We start from the raw sequence: 22,845 nt of genomic DNA, 5'->3' as shown, positions 1-22,845 counted from the left end.
CGCAAAGGATACTGCCCATTGCGTCGCGAAATACGAAGCGTTGGGGGACAGAAACAGAGCGCTGTGAGCGCAGGCTTTGGACGCAAGGGTGGCATAGTAGCAGGCACTCGGCCAACCACAGCGCCACTCACGACATTCAAAGACAGCTTTAACTCGTTGTAGTTCTTGGCTTTTCTTATAAATCTACAGCTCTGATATGCTTTCCGGCCGCAGGCGGAGATAGCACCATGCAACTCATTGATATTGGCGTCAACCTGACCAACCCAAGTTTCGACGACAAGCACCAGGCGGTACTCGACCGCGCCTACGCCGCCGGGGTGAGCCAACTGGTCCTCACCGGCACCAGCATCGAAGGCAGTGAGCAGGCCCTGGAATTGTGCCAACGGCTGGATGAAAGCGGCCAACGGTTGTTTGCCACCGCCGGCATTCACCCCCACAGCGCCAGCGATTGGAACGCCGATAGCGCGCAACAATTGCGCGGGTTGCTCAAGGAAAGTAGCGTGCGTGCCGTCGGCGAATGCGGGCTGGATTTCAACCGGGACCTCTCGCCACGCGCCCTGCAGGAAAAAGTCCTCGAAGAGCACCTGGCCCTGGCTGTAGAGCTGAAATTGCCAGTATTTCTTCACGAGCGGGACGCTAGCCAGCGCCTGCTGGAAATCCTGCGGGACTACCGCGATCACCTGACTGCGGCGGTGGTGCACTGTTTCACCGGAGAACAGCGGGCCTTGTTCAGCTACCTCGACCTGGACCTGCATATTGGCATCACCGGCTGGATCTGCGATGAGCGCCGTGGGACGCACCTTCATCCTCTTGTCAGGGAAATCCCAAGGGGTCGCCTGATGCTGGAAAGCGATGCGCCCTACCTGCTGCCGCGCACGCTGCGGCCCAAGCCGAAAAACGGCCGTAACGAGCCGGCCTATCTGCCGGAAGTCTTGCGTGAGGTCGCCTTGCATCGGGAAGAAAGTGTGGAAGACCTGGCCCAACACAGCACCGCCTGCGCCAGGGACTTTTTCGGATTGCCTGTTATTGACTTGCCTGTGCCGAATTGACGCGACGTCATTGGCGCGGCCCATTGACCCATATCAAAACCCTTTCACTGAATAGCGGCATAATACTGGCACCTTGCCTATGCTATTTCCGCTATCAGAGAAAACCTTCCATGGGTGCCTGGCTTAGCAATATATCGTTGAAGTACAAATTCTGGGCCGTCAATGCCGTCGCTTTCATCACCACCCTGCTGCTGGTGTTGTACGCAGTGCAATTGGAGCAACAGGCACGCAGCCACGCCTCCCAGGCCTCGGCCCAGGCTCAAGGACGATTGTTCAGCGCCTGGCCCGCCGGGCAAACGCTGCCCAAGGGCGAACACTGGCTGACCTATCGCCGTGGCCACATCCCGGAATTGGCGGACCAGAATCTTTCAGCCCTGAGCACGGCCAGCGGTTGGGTCGAGTTCAGCCATATGCCGCTGTTCGGCGACAACTCATTGATAGGCGCCGAAGTGGTCGCTCGTCCGGACGGCCAGCAAGTGGCCGTGCTGGCCTATGGACCCAGCCTGAGCCAGGTGTTCACCGAGCGTTTCGCCAGCTATGCGGTGGCGGTAATGATCCTGATGCTGGCGATGCTCTGCGCCTCGCAGTTGTTGATCCGCTTTCTACTCAGCCACCTCAACACCTTGAAAGACGTGATGCTGCACGTGGAAAAAACCGGCGACCTCTCGACCCGCGTGCCCTTGGCCTGCAAGGACGAGGTCGGGCAAATGGCGAGTGCCTTTAACGCCATGCAGGCGGGCTATCAACGGGTGGTCAACACCGTGGCGTACACCGCCAAGCAGTTGGACGACGGCGCCGCGCGCCTGGCCAGCAGCATGAATGACGTTCGTCACGGTATGCTTGGCCAGCAAAGCGAAACCGACCAGGCCGCTACGGCGATCAATCAAATGACCGCCACCGTGTATCACATCGCCCAGCACGCCGGTGCTACCCGCGACTTGTCCCAGGCCGCCGACACCCTCGCCGGCAGCGGCCAGGAAGTGGTGAGCCGTGTACAAAAGTCGATTGCCGGACTCTCCACAGGCGTACAGCAGACCGCCGAGACGATCCAGAAGCTGGCCGAAGACAGTCAGAAAATCAATGCAGTGGTCGGCGTGATCCACAGCATCGCCGAACAGACCAACCTGCTGGCCCTCAACGCCGCCATCGAAGCCGCCCGTGCCGGGGAAATGGGCCGAGGCTTTGCCGTGGTCGCCGACGAGGTGCGCAGCCTCGCCAAGCGGGTGCAAAGTTCCACCGATGAAATCACCCGCATGGTCTCGGACTTGCAGGCCGGGACTCGGGACGCGGTGGACTTTATGCAGGAAAGCTCGTTCAAGGCCGATGATTGTGTGCAACAAGCTCAGGAAGCTGGCGTTGCGCTCGCGCAAATCACCAGGGCCGTGGCGCAAATGCGCGAGAGCAACACCCAGATCGCCGTCGCCGCCGAACAGCAAAGCCACGTCGCCGAAGAGATGAATCGGGCGATAGTGGGTATCCGTGATGTCACCGAAAACACCGTGCAACAGACGCTGGATTCAGCGACTACCAGTAATAAGCTGGCGACATTGGCCGGGGAATTGAACAAGGCGATTGGGCAGTTGAAGCTGTAACAGTTTTCAAGGTTGGCGAAGCTATAACCCTCATAGCCAGCCTTGATTCGCCCAAGCCCCCCGCCCGACCTAAACTCTGTTCAAGTTGTTTCAACGGACAGAGGATTCACCATCATGGGTAAACGTCATCCCAATCTCCCCGCCTGGCAATGGCGCGCCTACCCGCAAAACCACCAGCACCCGACCAATCTGGTATTGCACCTGATTGCCGTACCGCTGTTCATCATCGGTTTTCTGCTGATTGTGTCTGGGGTGTTCAGCCTGAGCCTCGCCAGTTTTGCCATCGGCGTGGTCGGCGTGCTGGCCGGCCTGGCACTGCAACGTCATGGCCACAGCCTGGAAGCCCAGGCCTGGCGTCAGCGCCACCGGCATTAACTGGACTTCAGGCGAACACCACCACGGTCTGGCGGCTCAGCGCGATCAACTGACCCTGCGGGCTCCACAGCGCGGCCGCGGCATGACCATAGCCGTCGCGGGCGTGTTCGATCTCAACGTGGTACTGGCACCAGTCCAGGGTGCTGACTTGCTGCAGCGGCTGGATAAACTCGATGGTCCACGTCAAGGTGCTGCCCGGCGCCGGCCTGCTCAGGTGCGGCAACAAGGCTGGCGGCCAGGCATCCACCAGCGCCAGGATATGCGCCTCGGTCAGCGGCTCCTCTTTCACATCCCCACGCAAGCGCACCCAGCCGCCCATGTCGCGGGACTTATTGCCGGTGAACGGCAAGCCGCCGACACTCCAACGCATTGCCAGATGACGCATGAACTCGGGTGTCACGCCTTTAATATAGGGCAACTCCTGGCATTCATCCCAGTGTTTGAAGGTGGGTGCAGGCTCGGCCACCACACTAATCTGCGACTCCCGCGAGGCGCCGAAGCTGGCCTGCACCAGGGTCATCACTTCACCGTTTTGCACAACGCGGCCCTGCAACTGGCTGACCGCCTTGCCTTCACGCAGCACTTCGACTTCATAACGTGCGGATACATCCGGTGCCACAGGACCGACAAAGGTAATGGCCAACGATCGCAGCGGACGATCATCTGGCACACGAGCGCGCAAGGCTTGGTATTGCAAGGCGGCGACCAGTCCGCCAAAGGTGGCGCGGCCCTGGGCCCATTCGGCAGGGATCGACACATCCAAGGGATTATGGCGGACGGCGTCAAGCAAATCACTAAAGCGCATGGCAACCTCAATCGACAGAAAAACGATTGAGGGATCTTAACCACCCAAGCTGCGCGGTACAGCACTTATTACGGCCAAAAACCCGGACAGATAAGCCGCGGACTAAGCCTTGCTCGAGAAACAGTCCGCACTCAGCTTATCCAACACCCGATCCGCGTGCCCTTCGGCCTCGGCCATAGTCCGGTGCCAAACCGCAACACAGGGCTGCAAATCTGCCTGGTGTTCGGCTTGGGCCAGCCACTGCCAACAGTCATGCCAATCACCCAATGCCCCTTGGGCGGACTTGAGGTGGGACATCGCCTTCGCAGGCAATTTGCCCAGTTGCGGGTACGCCTCGGCTGCATAGCGCACGCGCTTGATCAAAAGGCGCAGGCGATGGCGATCGTGGCTGGGGTCGTGTAATGCCTCGTCCAGTTTCTGCCATTGCTTGGCCAGGCGTTTTTCGATACGAGGGCGCAGGCCCTTGAGCAATTTCTGGCGCTGGGAAGCGCGGATAAAGCGAGGGAATGCATCAATGATCAACAGCAGCTGCGCCAGTTCCGGGCCTTGGGCCACCTGACGATAAGCCGCCGGCTGTTGACGGGTGCGTCGGTCGGCCGCCTCGTGATGGCCGTGGAGGTGAAGATAGGCCGCCAACACCTCACGGTCCCGCAACGGTGTAGTCAGTTGGCCGATGCCGCTGGCGGCAGCTTCGAGTTGTTCAACACCGGGCAACCCGCGTAACGGCCGCAACAGACTGCGCAGGCGCCGCACCGTGGTGCGCAGATCATGCAGCGCTTCATCGTCAGTGACATTAGCAAGGCGAGCCTGGCAGCTCAGCAACCCCACTTCCAGGCCAATGACCTGAGCGACTAACTGATCTACCAAGGCTGACATCCTTTGCTCTCCTCAACGATAAAAGTCCCTGTTTGCACAAAGCTACTATCGCAGCCTCGCGTCACTCGACAGCTGCTACAAGTCAACGCCCGGCACGAGACTCACGAATATAGAAACGGGCTTTCTCGGCTTTGTTGGAGCAACCTTCGAACGCTTCAAATTGTTGCTGGGTCTTGGCGCCGGTCAGCAGGGACAGGGCCTTGGAGTAACTGATAGTGCCAGCAAAGCCTTCGGCCTTGGCCAGGTCAAGCTCGTGCCAGGCAGCGTCCAACTGCGTAGCGCAGCTATCACGATAGGCCGTCTTTCCCGCACAACCAGCCAACGCCAGTACGATCACAGGCAAACACATCCAGGCTTTCATCAATGACACCTCAAGAAAAGAAAAACAGTCGTGGGATGTAGACGGTATCTACATCAAAAAGTGCCTCATCGCACAGCCTGAAATGCACAATGCCAATTGCCAGAGCATACCCGAGCAAACTGCTCAGTTTACAAAAATAATAGCGCCAGTCAGCTAGGATTGAAGCAACCCCCACGATAGGTGCATTGTGGGTACCTGTTTTGCGAAGGAACGAGTCATGAAGAAACGTGTTGCATTGGTCCTGGGCTCCGGCGGCGCACGGGGCTACGCCCATATCGGGGTGATCGAAGAGATCGAAAAGCGCGGCTATGACATCGCCTGTATCGCCGGCTGCTCCATGGGCGCCGTGGTCGGCGGAATCTATGCCGCAGGCAAACTCAAGGACTATCGAAACTGGATCGAAAGCCTCGATTATCTCGATGTACTGCGCCTGGTGGATGTCAGCTTTCGCCTGGGGGCGATACGCGGCGAGAAGGTCTTCGGGCAGATCCGCAAGATCGTCGGCGAGATCAATATCGAAGACCTGCGCATTCCCTACACCGCCGTGGCCACCGACCTGACTAACCAGCAGGAAATCTGGTTCCAGGAAGGTTGCCTACATCAGGCCATGCGCGCATCGGCAGCGATTCCCAGCCTGTTCACGCCCGTGATGCAGGGCAACCGCATGCTGGTGGACGGTGGCCTGCTGAACCCGCTGCCCATCGTGCCCGTGGTGTCGAGCCATTGCGACCTGATCATCGCGGTCAACCTTAACTCCACCAACCAGAAGCACTACCGGTTGCCGGTGATCCAGCGCCCGCCCGCTTTCAAAAGCCGGTTCGATAACCTGGTGCGGTCGCTGGGTTCGCACTTGCCGTTTCGCCGCAAGCAGGCCGAACAGTTGTTGCTGCTGGAACAGGAAGCCCTGCTGGCCCAGGCCGCCGACATCAATCCGTGGCTGGACTCCGCCGAACCTGAAGCCCAACAACCGGCCGCAGCCCCGGAAATGGCCGGTGCGCCAAAGTCCGCCACGGGTTCGTTCATCATCGACAACGTAGGACCCGCATCGCTGCTGGATTTGATCAACCAGAGTTTCGAGGTGATGCAGACCTCATTGGCGCAGTACAAGATCGCCGGCTACCCGCCGGATATCCTGATCAACGTGCCCAAGCGGGTGTGCCGGTTTTTCGAGTTCTATAAGGCGCCGGAGCTGATCGAACTGGGCCGGCAAATTGCCAGTGATACCTTGGACCGGTATGAAAGTGAGCAGCACTGAGATTTGCTGCTACGAGAAAAAGGTACAGGCAACAGGAATCTATCAGGTCTCAGGGTTCAATAACCGATACCCCACTCCGGCCTCGGTCACGATAAACCTCGGCTGGGTGGGATCATCCGCCAGCTTCTGCCGCAGATGCCCGACCACAATCCGCAGGTAGTGACTGTCTTCGGTATGGGTTGGCCCCCAGATGTCCTTGAGCAATTGCTGTTGCGTGATGACCCGCCCTGGATGACGCGCCAGTTGCGCCAGCACCGCATACTCTTTACGGGTCAGCGCCACCTCGGCACCGTCCAGCAATACCCGGCGATAGGCAAGGTCCACGGTCAACGGGCCAAAATTCAGCGCCGCTTCCTGAGCCTCCCCCCCCGGAGCCTGGCGTAACAGAGCCCGCACCCGCGCCAGAAACTCCTGGATGCCAAAAGGCTTGGTCACATAGTCATTGGCGCCATTGTCCAACGCCTCGACCTTCTGCCCTTCACTGGCGCGAACCGACAGCACCAGCACCGGCACCGTCGACCACTCGCGAAACTCGCGCAGCACTTGCTGGCCGTCCATGTCTGGCAGGCCAAGGTCCAGCACCAGCAGGTCCGGCTTGCTCAACGCCGCCTGGGCCAGTCCTTCATTGCCGGTGCCGGCTTCAATCACTTTATAGCCCTGAGAAGCCAGGCTGATGCGCAAAAATTTGCGGATCTGCGGTTCGTCGTCAATGACCAAAATCGTCGCAGTCTGGCTCATGGTGTCCAATCAAAATCCGTTTATAGAAGAGAGTAGCGTACCTGGGTTCAAGGTTCACTTTCCAGGCCGGGTTGAGTCTGCAATGGCAGGAACAGGGTGATGCACGTGCCCTGCCCTTCGATGCCCTCAGCCACGCTGATATGCCCGCCGTGGGCACCGACCATGCCCAGGCAGATCGCCAGGCCAAGCCCGGTTCCCTGCCCGCCGCGATCACCCCTTGCGGCGGTGTAGAACATGTCGAAAATCTTCGCACGCTCATCCTCGGGAATCCCTGGGCCTTCGTCGCTGACGGAGAAAAACAATTCCTTTTCAACAACACCCGCGCGCAGTTGCAGACGCCCATGAGGAGGGGAAAAGCGCGCGGCGTTTTCCAGCACATTGACCAGCGCCTGCTCAATCAAGGCAGCGTGTACATACAGTAACGGCAACTCGACTGGCACGTCGGTGGTCACCTGCAACGGCGCCAGCACCGCCCGCAACCGGCCCAGGGAACTGCCGACGATATCGCCGGGCGACACCCAATCGCGCGCCAGCTTCAAGGCGCCGTGGCCGAGGCGGGTCATGTCCAGCAGGTTCTGGATGTAACGGTCCAGGCGTTCGGCTTCATCGCGGGTGCCTTCCAGCAGTTCCCGGCGATCTTCCAGGGGAATGGCTTCGCCAAGAGCCAGCAGGCTGTCGATGCTGCCGCGCATGGAGGTCAGTGGTGTGCGTAAATCATGGGACACCGACGCCAGCAAAGCGCTGCGCAGCTGCTCGGTTTCACCATGCAAGCGGGCCGCTTCCAGCTCCTGGGCCAACTGCGCACGGGCCAACGCCTGGGCCAGCGGTTGGCTCAAGGCGATGAGCAAACGACGACGCTGACCGCTCAGTTCCAGGCCGGCTTTCGGGCTGACACCGAGCAAGCCCAAAGGGCCCTCTTCGCCGGACAACGGCCACCACCACCAACGACCAAATGGCAAGGTACCGGTGCCCATCCCCGCTGGCTGATCGTGTTGCCAGGCCCAGTCGGCGGCGGCGCGCTCGGCCTCGGTAAAGGTGATCGGGCCACCGGTCTCGATCTTCCAGTCGCCCTGCCCATCGCGATTGACCAGGCACAATTGCAAGTCGCTCGAGCCTTCCAGGTGATGGGCCGCCGCACTGATCACCGCCTGGCGATCGGTGGCAGCGGTGAGTTTGCGCGACAAATCCAACAGTTCGCTGGTTTCTTCCTGGGTTTCGCGCAGCGCCTGCAATTGCCGACGCTGGCGCGCAGCCAGGTTGCCGGTCAACGCCGCCATCAGCAGGAAGAACAACAGGGTCAGCACGTCTTCTTCACGCTGGATAGCGAAGGAGAAATTCGGCGGAATAAACAAGAAGTCATAGGTCAAGAACGACAGCGCCGCACAGGCCAGCGCCGGGCCAAGACTGCTGCGCACCGCTACCAGCAGCACGGCGGCGAGGAACACCAGAGAGATGTTGGGCAACGGCAAGACGCTGGACACCGCCCAGGCCAACCCGGTGGCCAGTACCGTCGCCAGCAGTGCCAGGAGGTAGTCGAACCACACCAGCCCACGCACATCGGGCAAGCGTGGCGGGGCCGGTGCTTCATCGCTGTCGAGGACGTTGATTTCCAGGCCCCGCGCGTTACGCAACAACCGCGCCGCCAGCCCGCCACCGAACAGCGTGCGCTGCCAGCGTGGTCGCGACTGCCCCACCAGCACCAGGCTGGCACGGCGCTCGGCGGCATGCTGGATCAAGGTCTTGGCCACTTCGCCTGCGCGTAGCAACACCACCTCGCCGCCAAGCCGTTCGGCCAGTTGCTGGGCGTTTTGCAGATGCAGGCGTGATCGCTCATCCTGTACACGGCCGTTGTCGACATGCACCAGGCTCCAGGGCAGATGCCGACGCTGGGCTACGCGGCTGGCGTGGCGTACCAGGCGCTCGGCGTGGGCATCGCCATCGACACCCACCAGCAAGCGCCCGCGCACGGCGGGCGCAGCCTGGCCCAGTTGTCGATAACCCTGGGCCAGATCGTCATCGACGTGGGCGGCGGCGGTTTGCATCGCCAACTCGCGCAGAGCCATGAGGTTAGTCTGGGTAAAAAACGCATCGATGGCCGCACGGGCCTGTTCCGGCACGTAGACTTTGCCGTCCCGCAGACGCTCCAGCAGCTCGCGGGATGGCAGGTCGATCAGCAGCAGTTCATCGGCTTCCTGCAACACCCAGTCGGGCAGGGTTTCGCGCACCTGCACGCCGGTGATGCCGCGCACCTGATCGTTGAGGCTTTCCAGGTGCTGGACGTTGACCGTGGTGAAGACGTTGATACCAGCTGCGAGCAGTTCCTGGATGTCTTGCCAGCGCTTTTCGTGGCGGCTGCCAGGGGCGTTGCTGTGGGCCAGTTCGTCCACCAGTACCAGCTTGGGCTTGGCGGCGAGCAGACCGTCAAGGTCCATTTCCTCCAGCATCACGCCTCGGTACTCGGAGCGTAGCAAAGGCTGCTGCGGCAAACCGCTGAGCAAGGCTTCAGTCTCAGCTCGGCCGTGGGTTTCCACTATCCCGGCGATCAGCCTTACACCTTGGCGCAATTGAGTGTGTGCAGCCTGAAGCATGGCGTAGGTCTTGCCCACACCTGGGGCGGCACCGAGGAAGACTTTGAGCCGGCCACGGCCGTCCCGGGGCAGATCGGCTAACAGGGCATCGGCACGGCCGGAGTCGCTCATGCGCAGGGTTTCCTTCTGGTGTTTATGTAGAGTTTTTCAGACTGTCATCGCGGGCAAGCCCGGCTCCCACATTTGATCTGCTGTGAACCTCAACTCTGCGTTCAACATAGATCAGTGTGGGAGCCGGGCTTGCCCGCGATTGGCGGTGCCTACTGCTTATAACGCTTGCAGGGCCATGTTCAGCTCCAGCACATTCACTACTGGCGGCCCTACCAGCGGCTGCTCAATGTGAGCAGCCATCAAGCGCTCCAGTGTGGCCACCGGCAGATTGCGTGCGGCGGCGACCCGCGCCAGTTGATAGGCAATCGCTTGCGGTGGCAAGTGTGGATCAAGACCGCTGCCGGAGGTAGTCAGCAGCGCCAGTGGCACCGGCCCCTGGCTTGAGACGAGCAATTTATTGGCATCGTCAAACACCCGCGTGGCCAGTGCCGGGTTACTTGGCCCCAGGTTGCTGGCGCCGCTGGCCACGGTAGCAAAGGCACCGGCGGACGGCCGTGGGTGGAACCAGTCGTCGCCGGTGAAGTCCTGGGCAATCAGGCTGGAGCCGCGCACCTTGCCGTCGGCATCGCGTATCAGGCTGCCATTGGCCTGGTCAGGGAAGGCGACTTGCGCCACGCCAGTGACAACCAGGGGGTAAGCCACGCCGGTAATCAGGGTCATCAACACCAGCAGGCTCAGGGCCGGGCGGATCATGTTGGACATTTCATATTCCTCAATTCGTTGAACAAAACGGCGTTGTGGTGAGAGGCTTTTTCGGAGAGGAGATACCCCCTCTCGGCACAACAAGTCCCCTCACAACAGGGCTTAAACCAAGTGCAACGCCGTCAACAGCATGTCGATCGCCTTGATCCCCACGAACGGCACCAGAAGCCCGCCGACGCCATAGATCAACAGGTTGCGACGCAGCAACGCCGCCGCACTCGCCGCCTGCACCCGCACACCGCGCAGGGCCAGCGGGATCAGCACGACAATAATCAGCGCGTTAAACACGATGGCCGAGAGGATCGCGCTCTGCGGGCTGCTCAGGTGCATCACGTTGAGCACGCCCAGTTGCGGGTAGATCGAGGCGAACAGCGCCGGCAGGATGGCGAAGTACTTGGCCACGTCGTTAGCGATGGAAAAGGTCGTCAGCGCGCCACGGGTCACCAGCAATTCCTTGCCGATCTGCACCACGTCCAGCAGCTTGGTCGGGTCGCTGTCGAGGTCGACCATGTTCGCCGCCTCGCGGGCCGCTTGTGTGCCGTCGTTCATGGCCATGCCGACGTCAGCCTGGGCCAGCGCCGGGGCGTCGTTGGCGCCGTCGCCGCACATGGCGACCAGGCGGCCGTCGTTCTGTTCATGGCGAATGCGCGCCAGCTTTTTCTCCGGTGTGGCTTCGGCCAGTACGTCATCGACACCCGCCTCGGCGGCAATCGCAGCAGCGGTCAACGGGTTGTCACCGGTCACCATTACCGTGCGAATCCCCAGCTTGCGCAGCTCGGCGAAACGCTCGCGAATGCCAGGCTTGACCACGTCCTTGAGGTGAATCGCCCCCAACAACTTGCCATCGGCGCACACCAGCAACGGCGTGCCGCCGCTCTGGGCGATCTTGTCGATTTCACGGGACAGCGCCGGCAGCAGGTCGCTACGTTGCAGACCGATAAAGGCCAGCAGCGAATCCACCGCGCCCTTGCGGTACACGCGCCCTTGATAGTCGACACCAGACAAGCGCGTTTCGGCACTGAACGGCACGCTAGTCAGTTCTTCGCTCGACGGTTCGGCTTGCGGGTGCAGGGCTCGCAGGTACTCGACAATGGACTTGCCTTCGGCGGTGTCGTCAGCCAGGGACGCCAGCAGTGCGCCTTCGGCCAGTTCCTTGCCGCTGACACCTGGGGCCGCATACACGGCAGTGCAACGACGATTACCGAAGGTGATGGTGCCGGTCTTGTCCAGCAACAGCACATGCACGTCCCCCGCAGCCTCTACGGCGCGACCAGACTTGGCGATCACATTCAGGCGCACCAGGCGGTCCATGCCGGCAATGCCGATGGCCGACAGCAGGCCACCAATGGTGGTAGGAATCAACGTCACCAACAGTGCGACCAGGAACACCAGCGGCAGGCTGCCATTGGCGAAGTGGGCAAACGGTTGCAGGGTCACTACCACCAGCAGGAAGATCAGGGTCAGGCCGATCAGCAGAATGTCCAACGCCACTTCGTTGGGGGTTTTCTGGCGCTTGGCGCCTTCTACCAGGGCGATCATGCGGTCCAGCGTCGACTCACCGGGGTTGGCGGTGATGCGGATCATCAGCCAGTCCGAAACCAGACGGGTGTTACCGGTGACGGCCGAACGGTCGCCGCCGGATTCGCGGATCACTGGCGCAGATTCACCGGTGATGGCCGCTTCGTTGACCGCAGCAATCCCTTCGATGACTTCGCCGTCACCAGGGATCATTTCCCCGGCGGCAACACGCACCACATCACCTTTGCGCAGGCTGGTAGCCGGGACGACCTTGAAGCTGCCGTCGGCCTCCTTACGCCGCGCACTGAGGCCTTCGCTGCCAGCCTTGAGGCTGTCGGCGCGGGCCTTGCCGCGACCTTCAGCCAAGGCTTCGGCGAAGTTGGCGAACAGCACGGTGAACCACAGCCACACGGCGATTTGCACGGCGACAAAGGTCGGCACAGCGACGTCTGGTATGAAGCACAGGACGGTGGTGAGAATCGCGGTCAGTTCGACCACCAGCATCACCGGCGAGCGCTTCAGTTGGCGCGGGTCCAGCTTGACGAAGGCCTGGATCAGCGCCGGGCGCCACAGGGCCGACATCGCGGTTTTTGTAGGCTCCGGGGCTTTCACCGGGGCAGCATTTTTGGCAGGCATATTCATTTCCATATCCCCTTAGAAGCCCATACTCAAGTGTTCAGCAATCGGACCCAGCGCCAGCGTCGGCAGGAAGGTCAAGCCGCCCACCAGCAAAATGGTCACGGTCAACAGGGTCACGAACAGCGGGCCATGGGTCGGGAAGCTGTTCTGGCCAATCGGTGCACTCTTCTTCATCGCCAGGCTGCCGGCCAAGGCCAGTACCGGGAGGATGTAGCCGAAGCGGCCGATCAACATGCCCAGACCCAGCATCAGGTTGTGGAACGGGGTGTTGGCACCGAAACCACCAAACGCCGACCCGTTGTTGGCACCGGCCGAGGTGTAGGCATAGAGCAACTGACTGAAACCATGGGGGCCAGGATTACTGACGGCCGCCGCAGGGCCAGGCAGGCTGGCGGCGATGGCGCTGAGCACCAGTACGCCTACCGGCATCACCAGCAAGGTCACCACCAGCAGTTGCACTTCCTTGGCCTGGAGTTTCTTGCCCAGGTATTCCGGGGTGCGGCCAATCATCAATCCGGCGAGAAACACCGCAATCAGTACGTTGAGCAACATGCCGTACATGCCGGCACCGACACCGCCGAAGATCACTTCGCCGACCATCATGTTGACCAGCGCTACCATTCCGCTCAGCGGACTAAGGCTGTCTTGCATGCCGTTGACCGAACCGTTGGATGCAGCGGTGGTGGTCACTGACCACAACACAGTGCCGGTGGTGCCGAAACGCGATTCCTTGCCTTCCAGCGGCGCGGTCTGTTCGACGGCGGCGTTGTTCAGGGTTGGGTTGGGTTGGTATTCAGACCACAGCGACACCGAGCCGCCAATCAGGAACAACGCCAGCATGCAAGCGAGGATCGCCCGGCTCTGACGCAGGTCTTTCACGTAGTGACCGAAAGTGAACACCAGGGCCGCCGGAATCAGAATGATCGAGGCCACTTCAAACAGGTTGGCCCACGCGGTCGGGTCCTCAAACGGATGCGCTGAGTTGACCCCGAAGAAACCGCCGCCGTTGGTGCCCAATTGCTTGATGGCAATCTGGCTAGCTGCTGGCCCGAGCGGGATCACTTGATCCACGCCTTGCATCGTCACCGCGCCAACGTAGTGGGCGAAGGTTTGCGGCACACCCTGCCAGACCAGGAACAACGCCAGCACCAGGCACAACGGCAACAGGCCGTAGAGGGTGGCGCGGGTCATGTCGACCCAGAAGTTGCCCAGGGTAGTAGCCGATTTGCGACCGATGCCACGGCACAACGCAACCAACACGGCCAGGCCGGTGGCGGCACTGACGAAGTTCTGCACGGTGAGCCCGGCCATCTGGCTGAGGTAGCTCAGGGACGCTTCACCGCTGTAGGACTGCCAGTTGGTGTTGGTCATGAAACTGACCGCGGTGTTGAAGGCCAACGTCCATTCCTGACCCGGCAATTTCTGCGGGTTAAGAGGCAGGTAGTCCTGGAACAGCAGGATCGAGAACAACAGCACGAAACCCGCAAGGTTGAAGGCAAGCAAAGCCAGGGCGTATTTCTGCCAGCTCTGCTCGGCCTGCGCATCGACGCCTGCGATGCGATAACACACGCGCTCCACCGGGCCGAAAACCGGGGTCAGCCAGGTTCGCTGGCCTTCCATCACCTTGTAGTAGAACCGCCCCAGAAATGGCGCCGGAACCAGTACCACGGCAAAGAAGGCGATGATCAGCCAATAGTCATAACTGTACATAGCCGCTCCTAGTTCCGATCCGCGCGTAACAGCGCAACCAGCAGATAAATGAACAGCGCCACGGCCAATAGCAGTGACACCCCGTCCAGAACGCTCATGGAAGTTTCTCCGTTGTACGGCGATTGCCGAGTGTGGGGGTATTGTCCGCAGGAGCACCGTAAAGGAACGAGAGCGAGGGTATGGGCAGGGCGTAAAGAACGCGTAAAGAGTGGGGTTGTGCGCAGGTTACAGGGGGCTTTGGGGGTTAGTGGGGGCTGATCAACTGTGGGAGCAAAGGCTGGGCTGGGTACATATCCGTTGCTGCGGTAACGGCGGCTTGGGGTTACGCCCTTACGGCGTGTCACTTTGAAAAGCCCAAAGTAACCAAAGGCTCTTGCCCCACCACTCGGTGCCTCGCTGTGGCTCGGCATGCCTTCACTCCGGCATTGCTCCGTGGGCCGCCGCGATGGGCCATCCTTGGCCCAGCGCGGCTAAACCGGCGTCCTGCCGGTTTACCCACGGATCAATGCCTGCGTTCAGCCATCGTGGTTAACGGGGCGCCTTAGATCAAGATCAAGATCAAAAGCAAGAGCACGGCGGCCTGGTAGCCGACCTGAGTGGTGAGAAGCAAGAGCGTATCTACTGCCACTGTAGGAGCGAGCTTGCTCGCGAAAAACGTTAACGATGACGCGGGCATCCTGAATCACCACCGCACCCTCAGGTTCTTCACGAGCAAGAACTAGGCATCCCCCTCGCGCCTACAAAAAAACAGATTGACGCTGGCCCTTGATCTGCTTTTGATCTATCTGAAGCGAACATAGCCCCCATCTGTAGGAGCGAGCTTGCTCGCGATGGTCGTTAACGATAACGCGGGCATCCTGAGTCACCACGGCACCCCCAGATTTTCGCGAGCAAGAACTAGGCGTCCCCCTCAAGAGATGTGTAGATACCCATGTCGCAATGGCGCCAGACCAGGCACCAACGCCCTGATCTGGTGCGCCACAGAAAATATTCAAACGCCAAACCATCCTCCCGGCGACAGTTCAGCGACTTTACGACACTGATTTGCAGGCTGGCATGGCCGCTGCAATGCCTTGAAACATTCCAAACCGTTCAGGGAGCAGCACAATGAACACACAACTCAAACCAACCCTAGGCACCTTGCACTTATGGGGCATCGCCGTCGGGCTGGTGATTTCCGGGGAATATTTCGGCTGGAGCTATGGCTGGGGCGTGGCGGGTACGCTGGGCTTCCTGGTGACCTCGTTGATGGTCGCCACCATGTACACCTGCTTTATCTTCAGCTTCACTGAACTGACTACCGCGATCCCTCATGCGGGTGGACCCTTTGCCTACAGCCGCCGAGCCTTCGGCGAGAAAGGCGGCCTGATCGCCGGGTTGGCGACACTGATCGAATTCGTCTTCGCCCCGCCGGCCATCGCCCTGGCCATCGGCGCCTACTTGAACGTGCAGTTCCCGGCGCTGGACCCCAAACACGCGGCCGTCGGTGCCTACATTGTGTTCATGGGTTTGAACATTCTCGGCGTCAAACTGGCCGCGACCTTTGAACTGGTAGTCTGCGTCCTCGCCGTGGCTGAGTTGTTGGTGTTCATGGGCGTGGTCGCCCCCGCCTTCAGCTTCAGCAACTTCGCTCTCAACGGCTGGGCCGGCTCCGACACCTTCGGTGCACCAGCGATTGCCGGGATGTTTGCCGCAATCCCGTTCGCCATCTGGTTTTTCCTCGCCATCGAAGGCGCCGCCATGGCCGCCGAAGAAGCGAAAGATCCAAAACGCACCATTCCCAAAGCCTATATCAGCGGCATCCTGACCCTGGTGATCCTGGCCATGGGCGTCATGTTCTTTGCCGGCGGCGTGGGCGACTGGCGCACCCTGTCGAACATCAACGACCCACTGCCCCAGGCGATGAAAACCGTGGTCGGTGAAAGCTCCGGCTGGTTGCACATGCTGGTGTGGATTGGCTTGTTCGGCCTGGTGGCCAGCTTCCACGGGATCATCCTCGGCTACTCGCGCCAGTTCTTTGCCCTGGCCCGCGCCGGTTACCTGCCGTCCTTCCTCGCCAAACTGTCGCGCTTTCAGACACCGCATCGGGCAATCATCGCCGGTGGCGTGGTTGGTATCGCTGCCATCTACAGCGACGGCCTGATCAACCTGGGCGGCATGACCCTCACTGCAGCGATGATCACCATGGCGGTGTTCGGCGCCATCGTCATGTACATCATGAGCATGCTCAGCCTGTTCAAGCTGCGCAAAACCGAACCGCTGCTGGAACGCACCTTCAGCGCGCCGGGTTACCCGATCGTGCCGGGCATCGCCCTGGTGTTGGCGCTGGTGTGCCTGGTGGCCATGGCCTGGTTCAACACCCTGATCGGCCTGGTCTTCCTGGGCTTTATGGCGGTGGGTTTTGTCTACTTCCAACTCACGGCACAAGATCGTGCCGATGCACCGGCAGACGCAATGTTGACCGGGCTCTAAACCTGCAGGGCAGAACGGGCCTACAATGGAACCACTGACAAAGCCCGTTACTCAAAGCTGTTATTGCCGTGGGAAATCTTCCCCACTGCAGTCGGCCTCAAGGAGAGCCTTATGCCCTGGTATGCCTGGTTGATTATGGCGGTCGCTATCGGTTCGATCGTCGGTGGTTTGATGATGCTGCGAGACAGCGCCCACACAGTGGAACTGACCGACGAACAACGCAAACGCGTGGCCGAGCGCAACGCGCAAGCGGATGCCAAGGACGCGCAGGACCGCTAGCCTTTTGCGGGAGGGCTACTGCTCCCAATCCGCCTTGGCAATCTGCAAACCGTGCTGCCCTTTATAGGCGGCACGTTCCGGCTGGCTCCAGCCTTGAAGCAGCTCATCTTCCAGGCGGTAAATCTCAACGCCTAACGGACGACACACAGTCAGTGGGTCTTGCGCATCGGGGCCCCACATCGGCAACGACAGATCCCCTCCCGGACACGTCGACAGCGCACACAACAAATCAATCTCGGCAAAAAACTCCAGATAGTCGCCCTTCTGCGCCGGGCAAGCCTTCATGAAATACATGTCGTCGTGATTCAGGCCAGTGCACTGAAAGATATTCAGCACGTCATGCACATCGAACTCCGTCAGGCCGTGGGGTAACACCGCCCGCGTCAGGTTCGAATGGCAATGGTGATGGAAGTCCTCACCGGTGAGCATCTTGTTCACATAAGGGTCGCAGCGGGTGCCGAGCAAATCGTGCAAGCGCCCGCCATGCTCATCAATGCCATAACCGGCCAGGCTGTCATCAGTGATGGTCACCAGCGGCCTTAGGAACGGCAGATTCGACCACAACCGGTCATGGACACTGACATGAGCGCCCTGCAACTGACGAGTGCGCGCCGCCCACAGACGTTCGCGAGGGTCGTTGGCGTTCCACACGTTGAAATCCCCCACCTGCGGCCCGACCGGAGTGGTCACGCGAAACACATGACCGGCAGGCACCTTCCACGCCCTCCCCGTCCGGATCGGCACCTCGAACTGCTCAATCAGCGTGCGCTGACCAGCAGCGTCACGAATCCGCTCATAAAATGCCTTGTCGACCTGCAAGGCCGAGCCTTTACTGACCTGGTAAGCGGCGGGATAGTCTTTGTACATTGGGCAAATCCTCGATCAGGGGTGGGCAAACAGGGCCAACGACAGGCGTTCCGAATCATCCAGGTACAGGCTCATCGCCTCCCCCGCCGCCAGTTTGTTGCCTCGGACCAATAGCGCGTAAATCTCTCGATCTCGCTCAAGCCAGGGCGACTGGAAACGTTGCTCATCGGGCGCAGCGCAAAACACCAGGCGCAGTTGGGCAATGACCTGGGCAAAGAACTCATCGAACAACGGGCTGCACAACAGGCCGACAATCTGCTGATGGAAAGTCAGACTGTGGGTCGCCACCGCGCGCCAGTCTTCCCTCTCACGGGCCAGGGTGGTGGCGTCGAGGGCGTTGTCCATGCGCTCGGACTGATCGACGCTCAAGGGCTTGCTGCTGGCAATGGCCTGCAACTCCAGGGTGCGACGGACTACAAACAGATCACGCACTTCCCCCATGTCCAATCGCCGGACCATCACCCCTTTGTTTCGCACGTAACGGGTCAGCCCTTCCTGCTCCAAACGATGCAACGCCTCGCGAATGGTGTTGCGCGACGCGCTGTAGGCCTTGACCAGATCGTTCTCAACCAGCGCCATGCCCGGCAACAGCCGACCGCCAATGATGTCCGCGCGCAACTCCCGCGCAATCTGATCCGCCAAGGACAATGTGGTACTCATCGCCACCTCATGATTGTTCAACAATCGTTGTTGTAGCCGTAATCACTATTCATGCCAAGCTCGCCGCCGGTCACCAATGAGTTGCGCAGTTTTGTAAAGAGCCGAGAAGCCGCCGTAAAGCCTGGTTAATATGGGCCACGTTTCGGAGGCCGCTCTAATGCGCTATTCACTCGACCACAAAGCCCAAACCCACCAGCGCATCATTAAAGAGGCCTCGGTACGGTTCCGCCGCGACGGCATCGGTGCCACCGGCCTGCAACCGCTGATGAAAGCGCTGAACCTGACCCACGGCGGGTTCTATGCGCACTTCAAGTCCAAGGACGAATTGGTGGAAAAGGCCTTGCAAGCGGCAGGCGAAGAACTCGACGCCCATTGCGAGATGTTGTTCAGCCAGGAACAACCACTGGAAGCGTTCATCGACAGCTACCTTTCCGAATGGCACCAGACGTCGCCAGATAAAGGTTGCCCATTACCCACCATGTCTTCAGAACTGGGGCAACGCGGGCAAAACAGCGCCACCACCGATGCAGTGCTTGGCGCGAGGCTCACGCAAATTGAAGCTGCGTTGGGCAGCACGAATGCTGATGAGCAAGGCTTGATGATGATGTCGACACTGGTGGGGGCGCTGGTGTTGGCGCGTAGCGTCGAGAGTGAGGCGTTGGCGGCGCGGATTCTGGAGGTGGTGCGTGGGAATCTGAAAGTGCAGGCGAATGCAGAAATCACAGGCAGAAAGAAGGCCGGTCAATGACCGGCCTCTTGGCTTGGCTGCTGCGCGTTATTTGATTTCCAGCCTGTCGCGATTCTTCTCCAGAAGCGACTTGCCGATCCCCTTCACTTCCAGCAACTCGTCCACCGCCGTGAACGGGCCACTGGTTTCACGATAGGCGACAATCGCCTTGGCCTTCGCTGAGCCAATACCGAACAGGTCACGCCTCAGAGTTTCCACATCCGCAGTGTTGAGATTGACCTTGGCAGTGGTTTGCTCGGCCTTGGACATTTGGGAGGCGATGGGGGTGAGAGCCTCGGGTTTGGCTGACGGGGCTGCGCTGACAGCCAGTGAAATGCTGGTGAGGACAGCAAAAACCAGAGATGAAAAACAGGCTTTACGCATATAGAGACACTCCATGACATCAGTGAGAAAAGCAGCTTTTCCGAAGCTGCTTTTCAAACTTAGGTGATGTTTGGGGATAGTCAAAAATGGGGGTGTTGCAGGGTGTGAAATTCATGCAGGACATCACCGATGCATGTGCCCATGCATACCAATACGATGATCACCTTGGCTTTTGCGGCACCGATGCCGAAGCGGTCACGACTGCTGATTCCACGAGCATCCGGCCACCCGCTCCATGGCCATCCGGCCACCCAAAAGGCAGGCAGCAACGCAGGATTAATTCACTACCATCGACCTCTTGTATCGAAGCAGAGAGGTCGTCGTGGAGCGGTTATCCATGCGTAAAATTAAGGAAGTGCTACGTCTCAAGTTCGAGGTCGGCCTGTCTGCTCGCCAGATCGCGGTCAGCTTGCAAGTGGGGCGCGCAACCATCGGTGATTACCTCAATCGTTTTGCTGCCAGCGGGCTGACTTGGCCGTTCGCAGCGAGCGATGCGCAGTTGCAGCAGTGTCTTTACCCACCACCACCCGACCTCCCCAGCGATCAACGGCCGATGCCTGATTGGGCTCATGTCCACGCTGAATTACGCCGCCCCGGTGTAACCCTGGCTTTGCTCTGGCAAGAGTATCGACTCAGCCACCCGCAAGGCTTCCAGTACAGCTGGTTCTGCGAGCACTACCGCCTCTGGGTCGCCAAGGTCGACGGGGCATGCGCCAGGAACACCGTGCTGGTGAAAAGCTGTTTGTCGATTACGCGGGCCAGACCGTGCCGGTCATTGATCGGCAAACCGGCAGATCCGCCAGACGCAGATATTCGTTGCCGTCCTCGGCGCGTCCAGCTACACCTTCGCCGAGGCCACCTGGTCGCAGAAACTACCCGACTGACTGGGCTCGCACGCCCGTTGCTTCGCTTTTCTTGGCGGCACATCGCAGATCCTGGTGCCGGACAACCTGCGCAGCGGCGTCACCAAGGCACATCGCTACGAGCCCGACATCAACCCCAGCTACCGCGATCTGGCCGAGCACTACGGCGTGGCCGTGCTGCCTGCGCGCTCGCGTAAACCCAGGGACAAAGCCAAGGTTGAAGTCGGCGTCCAAGTGGTTGAGCGCTGGATCCTGGCGGTGCTGCGCAACCGCCAGTTCTTCTCGTTGGGCGAACTCAACACAGCAATCGGACTGCTGCTGGATCGCCTCAACCAGAAGCCCTTCAAGAAGCTGCCCGGCTCACGCTGGTCAGCCTTCGAGAGCATCGACCAACCGGCGCTGCAACCGCTGCCGGAACACCCTTACGTCTACGCCGAATGGAAAAAGGTGCGGGTACACATCGACTACCTTATCGTTCGGAATTGAGGGGGGGCTGGCATAAAAGTTGTTGAAGAGAGCGGCCAACCCATCGCGAACTATTCATATTTTCCGATTTTGGTAGAGTCTAGTTATCCCTTGAGTCGAGATCAGTTATACTCTAAGTTAAGAGAGCATAATGTTTTTGCAAGGCGGTATTTTTTTCCGTTAATCAGCGAGCTCCCCATGTATAGAAGTATGCCGCCTGCAAAAGATGCCAACTTACCCGTGACCAAGAAAATTTCGTTGCGGGCTCTGTGTCTGCCGATATACCCGAATATTAAGGTATCTGAGATGGCTCGAATCGTAAATGTTATTAAGGGCGTAGTATGAAAAAAGTACTGGTGGTATCTGATAATTTAGAACTGGTGAGTTTTTTTCAGAATGAACTCCAGCGTGAGCTGAAAGAAACCAATGTTGAGCTTACCTATGCCTACACGATACTGAATAAGGCTGGTGATTTGTTTTTGGACAAAGGAGCTGTCCAGATCGACATGAAGGACTCTTCATGTATAGAAAAAATAATCAATGCGTATGATATAGTTTTGTCTTTGCATTGCAAGCAAATATTTCCTGTTAGTTTGGTTGAGCAGGTTACTTGCATTAATATACATCCGGGGTTGAATCCTTATAATCGCGGCTGGTATCCGCAAGTATTTAGTATTATTAATAAAATGCCGATAGGTGCAACTGTTCACTTAATGGATGCTGACGTTGATAGTGGTCCTGTAATATTCCAAGCAGAGGCGTTTGTGGGGAGTAGCGATACATCCCTGGACGTTTATAATAGGGTGGTGCTTCAGGAAAAGGAACTGCTTTCGGCGCATATTAAAGATATTTTGAATGGGAACTACGTTGCGAAACCAACTACAAGCCCCGGAAACTATAATTCAATTAAGGACTTTAAAGATATCTGCCGACTGGATCTCGAGTCCAGCGCGACTCTTGGCGAGCATATTGATTTACTGCGTGCGTTGACCCATGGGAAGTTTGGTAATGCATACTTTTTTGATGAAAATGGGAATAAGGTTATAGTGCGAATTTCTCTCCAGCATCAATAATGGCTATAGGCTTACTTTCTTAAGGAAGGTCTGAAGTACCCAGCGATTTTTGATGCCCTCGCTGCCTGAGGTTCAAAAAATTCAAGCGGGTCGAAAAATCAGACCTTTTTTGCTCTTAACTCATGATTATTTCCAATAATCGTGCCTTTTCAGGGCCATTGGCCCACATTACAGGCGCACCTCGCCCATACCCATAAACCGTTTTCGCACCATCCACAGGTTCGACAAGGCAAACAATGTCGCCTGCTGCGCGATGTTTTTTTTGCCCGACCACGGAAACGCACTTTCGTATAGCTAAACTGGCGCTTGATCACACGAAACGGATGTTCAACCTTAGCCCACACCTGCGCTTTCGCATACTCAATATTGCGGCGCATACGACCGATCAAACTCTTTTTTCCGTGCTTTTTATAGCTGCTTGGACGGGCGGCAACCGACCAGATCATCTTGCGATTTAGCGTGGAAATCTGAAAGTGCAGGCGAATGCAGAAATCACAAGCAGAAAGAAGGCCGGTCAATGACCGGCATCTTGGCTTGGCTGCTGCGCGTTATTTGATTTCCAGCCTGTCGCGATTCTTCTCCAGAAGCGACTTGCCGATCCCTTTCACTTCCAGCAACTCGTCCACCGCCGTGAACGGTAAGCGATCCACCGTGCCCACATTTAAATCCGCTAGTTGAAGCCTGAAGCTGTGCTCCCGATCTCTTTCAGGAGCCAGCAACCATGATGCGTCCCGAC

The 22,845-nt window shown here is 59.1% G+C and carries 21 protein-coding genes and 3 pseudogenes; 10 read left to right on the top strand and 14 right to left on the bottom strand.

Annotated elements, in window-relative coordinates; translation table 11 throughout:
* Positions 1–227 precede the first annotated feature (227 nt).
* The 3 genes and pseudogenes from ACZRJ6_RS22890 to ACZRJ6_RS22880 form a co-directional block, all read left to right on the top strand.
* Positions 228–1,049 (top strand): TatD family hydrolase, encoded by an 822-nt coding sequence (locus ACZRJ6_RS22890; protein WP_463970282.1) that lies wholly within the window; start codon positions 228–230, stop codon positions 1,047–1,049.
* A 110-nt stretch (positions 1,050–1,159) separates the two neighbouring features.
* Positions 1,160–2,641: a methyl-accepting chemotaxis protein gene (locus ACZRJ6_RS22885; protein WP_463970283.1), complete on the top strand. Its 1,482-nt coding sequence runs from the start codon at positions 1,160–1,162 to the stop codon at positions 2,639–2,641.
* A gap of 114 nt (positions 2,642–2,755) precedes the next feature.
* Positions 2,756–2,992 (top strand): annotated as a pseudogene (locus ACZRJ6_RS22880) (Mpo1-like protein); the annotation flags it as partial.
* A gap of 31 nt (positions 2,993–3,023) precedes the next feature.
* On the opposite strand, the gene ACZRJ6_RS22875 reads toward ACZRJ6_RS22880, so the two are convergent.
* The 3 genes from ACZRJ6_RS22875 to ACZRJ6_RS22865 all read right to left on the bottom strand — a co-directional run bounded on the left by ACZRJ6_RS22875 (position 3,024) and on the right by ACZRJ6_RS22865 (position 5,058).
* Complete coding sequence (locus tag ACZRJ6_RS22875; protein ID WP_463970284.1) at positions 3,024–3,821, bottom strand: acyl-CoA thioesterase; 798 nt, start codon at positions 3,819–3,821, stop codon at positions 3,024–3,026.
* Between the two features lie 102 nt (positions 3,822–3,923).
* Positions 3,924–4,697: a CHAD domain-containing protein gene (locus tag ACZRJ6_RS22870; protein WP_463970285.1), complete on the bottom strand. Its 774-nt coding sequence runs from the start codon at positions 4,695–4,697 to the stop codon at positions 3,924–3,926.
* A gap of 82 nt (positions 4,698–4,779) precedes the next feature.
* A complete protein-coding gene (locus tag ACZRJ6_RS22865; RefSeq protein WP_133098887.1) occupies positions 4,780–5,058 on the bottom strand; it encodes a hypothetical protein in 279 nt (92 codons plus the stop codon).
* A gap of 217 nt (positions 5,059–5,275) precedes the next feature.
* Here ACZRJ6_RS22865 and ACZRJ6_RS22860 point away from each other — a divergent pair, with 217 nt between their 5' ends.
* Entirely contained in the window at positions 5,276–6,313 is a 1,038-nt protein-coding gene (locus ACZRJ6_RS22860; RefSeq protein ID WP_463970286.1) for a patatin-like phospholipase family protein, read from the top strand.
* 42 nt (positions 6,314–6,355) lie between these two features.
* On the opposite strand, the gene ACZRJ6_RS22855 is transcribed toward ACZRJ6_RS22860, so the two are convergent.
* The 6 genes from ACZRJ6_RS22855 to kdpF form a co-directional block, all read right to left on the bottom strand.
* Complete coding sequence (locus ACZRJ6_RS22855) at positions 6,356–7,051, bottom strand: response regulator (RefSeq protein WP_149414333.1); 696 nt, start codon at positions 7,049–7,051, stop codon at positions 6,356–6,358.
* A 47-nt stretch (positions 7,052–7,098) separates the two neighbouring features.
* Entirely contained in the window at positions 7,099–9,750 is a 2,652-nt protein-coding gene (locus ACZRJ6_RS22850; protein WP_463970287.1) for a DUF4118 domain-containing protein, read from the bottom strand.
* 156 nt (positions 9,751–9,906) lie between these two features.
* Positions 9,907–10,452 carry a potassium-transporting ATPase subunit KdpC gene (gene kdpC / locus ACZRJ6_RS22845; protein WP_463970288.1) on the bottom strand — a complete coding sequence of 182 codons (546 nt, stop codon included), beginning with the start codon at positions 10,450–10,452 and terminating at the stop codon, positions 9,907–9,909.
* A 102-nt stretch (positions 10,453–10,554) separates the two neighbouring features.
* Positions 10,555–12,612 carry a potassium-transporting ATPase subunit KdpB gene (kdpB, locus tag ACZRJ6_RS22840; protein ID WP_178114535.1) on the bottom strand — a complete coding sequence of 686 codons (2,058 nt, stop codon included), beginning with the start codon at positions 12,610–12,612 and terminating at the stop codon, positions 10,555–10,557.
* A gap of 12 nt (positions 12,613–12,624) precedes the next feature.
* Positions 12,625–14,319, bottom strand: a complete 1,695-nt coding sequence (gene kdpA / locus ACZRJ6_RS22835; RefSeq protein ID WP_463970289.1) for a potassium-transporting ATPase subunit KdpA — start codon at positions 14,317–14,319, stop codon at positions 12,625–12,627.
* An 8-nt stretch (positions 14,320–14,327) separates the two neighbouring features.
* A complete protein-coding gene (kdpF, locus tag ACZRJ6_RS22830; RefSeq protein WP_003218754.1) occupies positions 14,328–14,417 on the bottom strand; it encodes a K(+)-transporting ATPase subunit F in 90 nt (29 codons plus the stop codon).
* Positions 14,418–15,426: 1,009 nt separating this feature from the next.
* Between kdpF and eat the strand changes: the two genes are divergently transcribed.
* Both eat and ACZRJ6_RS22820 read left to right on the top strand, forming a co-directional pair.
* Positions 15,427–16,791, top strand: a complete 1,365-nt coding sequence (eat, locus tag ACZRJ6_RS22825) for an ethanolamine permease (RefSeq protein ID WP_463970290.1) — start codon at positions 15,427–15,429, stop codon at positions 16,789–16,791.
* A 111-nt stretch (positions 16,792–16,902) separates the two neighbouring features.
* Complete coding sequence (locus tag ACZRJ6_RS22820) at positions 16,903–17,070, top strand: DUF2897 family protein (RefSeq protein WP_463970291.1); 168 nt, start codon at positions 16,903–16,905, stop codon at positions 17,068–17,070.
* A gap of 15 nt (positions 17,071–17,085) precedes the next feature.
* Here the strand turns inward: ACZRJ6_RS22820 and ACZRJ6_RS22815 are convergent, their stop codons facing one another.
* Positions 17,086–17,937, bottom strand: coding sequence for an urea carboxylase-associated family protein (locus ACZRJ6_RS22815; protein ID WP_463970292.1), 852 nt, complete (start codon positions 17,935–17,937; stop codon positions 17,086–17,088).
* A 15-nt stretch (positions 17,938–17,952) separates the two neighbouring features.
* Positions 17,953–18,597: a GntR family transcriptional regulator gene (locus tag ACZRJ6_RS22810; RefSeq protein ID WP_463970293.1), complete on the bottom strand. Its 645-nt coding sequence runs from the start codon at positions 18,595–18,597 to the stop codon at positions 17,953–17,955.
* Between the two features lie 157 nt (positions 18,598–18,754).
* Here ACZRJ6_RS22810 and ACZRJ6_RS22805 point away from each other — a divergent pair, with 157 nt between their 5' ends.
* Positions 18,755–19,345 carry a TetR/AcrR family transcriptional regulator gene (locus ACZRJ6_RS22805; RefSeq protein WP_463970294.1) on the top strand — a complete coding sequence of 197 codons (591 nt, stop codon included), beginning with the start codon at positions 18,755–18,757 and terminating at the stop codon, positions 19,343–19,345.
* Between the two features lie 27 nt (positions 19,346–19,372).
* Here ACZRJ6_RS22805 and ACZRJ6_RS22800 read toward each other — a convergent pair whose 3' ends face one another.
* Positions 19,373–19,708: a ComEA family DNA-binding protein gene (locus ACZRJ6_RS22800; RefSeq protein WP_463970295.1), complete on the bottom strand. Its 336-nt coding sequence runs from the start codon at positions 19,706–19,708 to the stop codon at positions 19,373–19,375.
* A gap of 337 nt (positions 19,709–20,045) precedes the next feature.
* Here ACZRJ6_RS22800 and istA point away from each other — a divergent pair.
* The 3 genes and pseudogenes from istA to ACZRJ6_RS22785 all read left to right on the top strand — a co-directional run.
* A pseudogene (gene istA, locus ACZRJ6_RS22795) lies at positions 20,046–21,039 on the top strand (IS21 family transposase); the annotation flags it as partial.
* A gap of 30 nt (positions 21,040–21,069) precedes the next feature.
* A complete protein-coding gene (locus ACZRJ6_RS22790; RefSeq protein ID WP_463993559.1) occupies positions 21,070–21,381 on the top strand; it encodes a DegT/DnrJ/EryC1/StrS family aminotransferase in 312 nt (103 codons plus the stop codon).
* Entirely contained in the window at positions 21,378–22,109 is a 732-nt protein-coding gene (locus ACZRJ6_RS22785; RefSeq protein ID WP_463970296.1) for a dTDP-4-amino-4,6-dideoxyglucose formyltransferase, read from the top strand. The genes ACZRJ6_RS22790 and ACZRJ6_RS22785 overlap by 4 nt, the downstream gene beginning before the upstream one ends.
* A 168-nt stretch (positions 22,110–22,277) precedes the next feature.
* On the opposite strand, the pseudogene ACZRJ6_RS22780 reads toward ACZRJ6_RS22785, so the two are convergent.
* Both ACZRJ6_RS22780 and ACZRJ6_RS22775 read right to left on the bottom strand, forming a co-directional pair.
* Positions 22,278–22,561 (bottom strand): annotated as a pseudogene (locus ACZRJ6_RS22780) (transposase); the annotation flags it as partial.
* A gap of 96 nt (positions 22,562–22,657) precedes the next feature.
* Positions 22,658–22,845, bottom strand: a 188-nt coding sequence (locus ACZRJ6_RS22775) for a ComEA family DNA-binding protein (RefSeq protein WP_463970297.1), incomplete at its 5' end; no start/stop codon positions are given.

It is taken from the genome of Pseudomonas sp. C321, assembly GCF_055407105.1.
The sequence above is the reverse complement of the archived record's forward strand: the minus strand, read 5'-3'. Positions and strand labels throughout refer to the sequence as shown.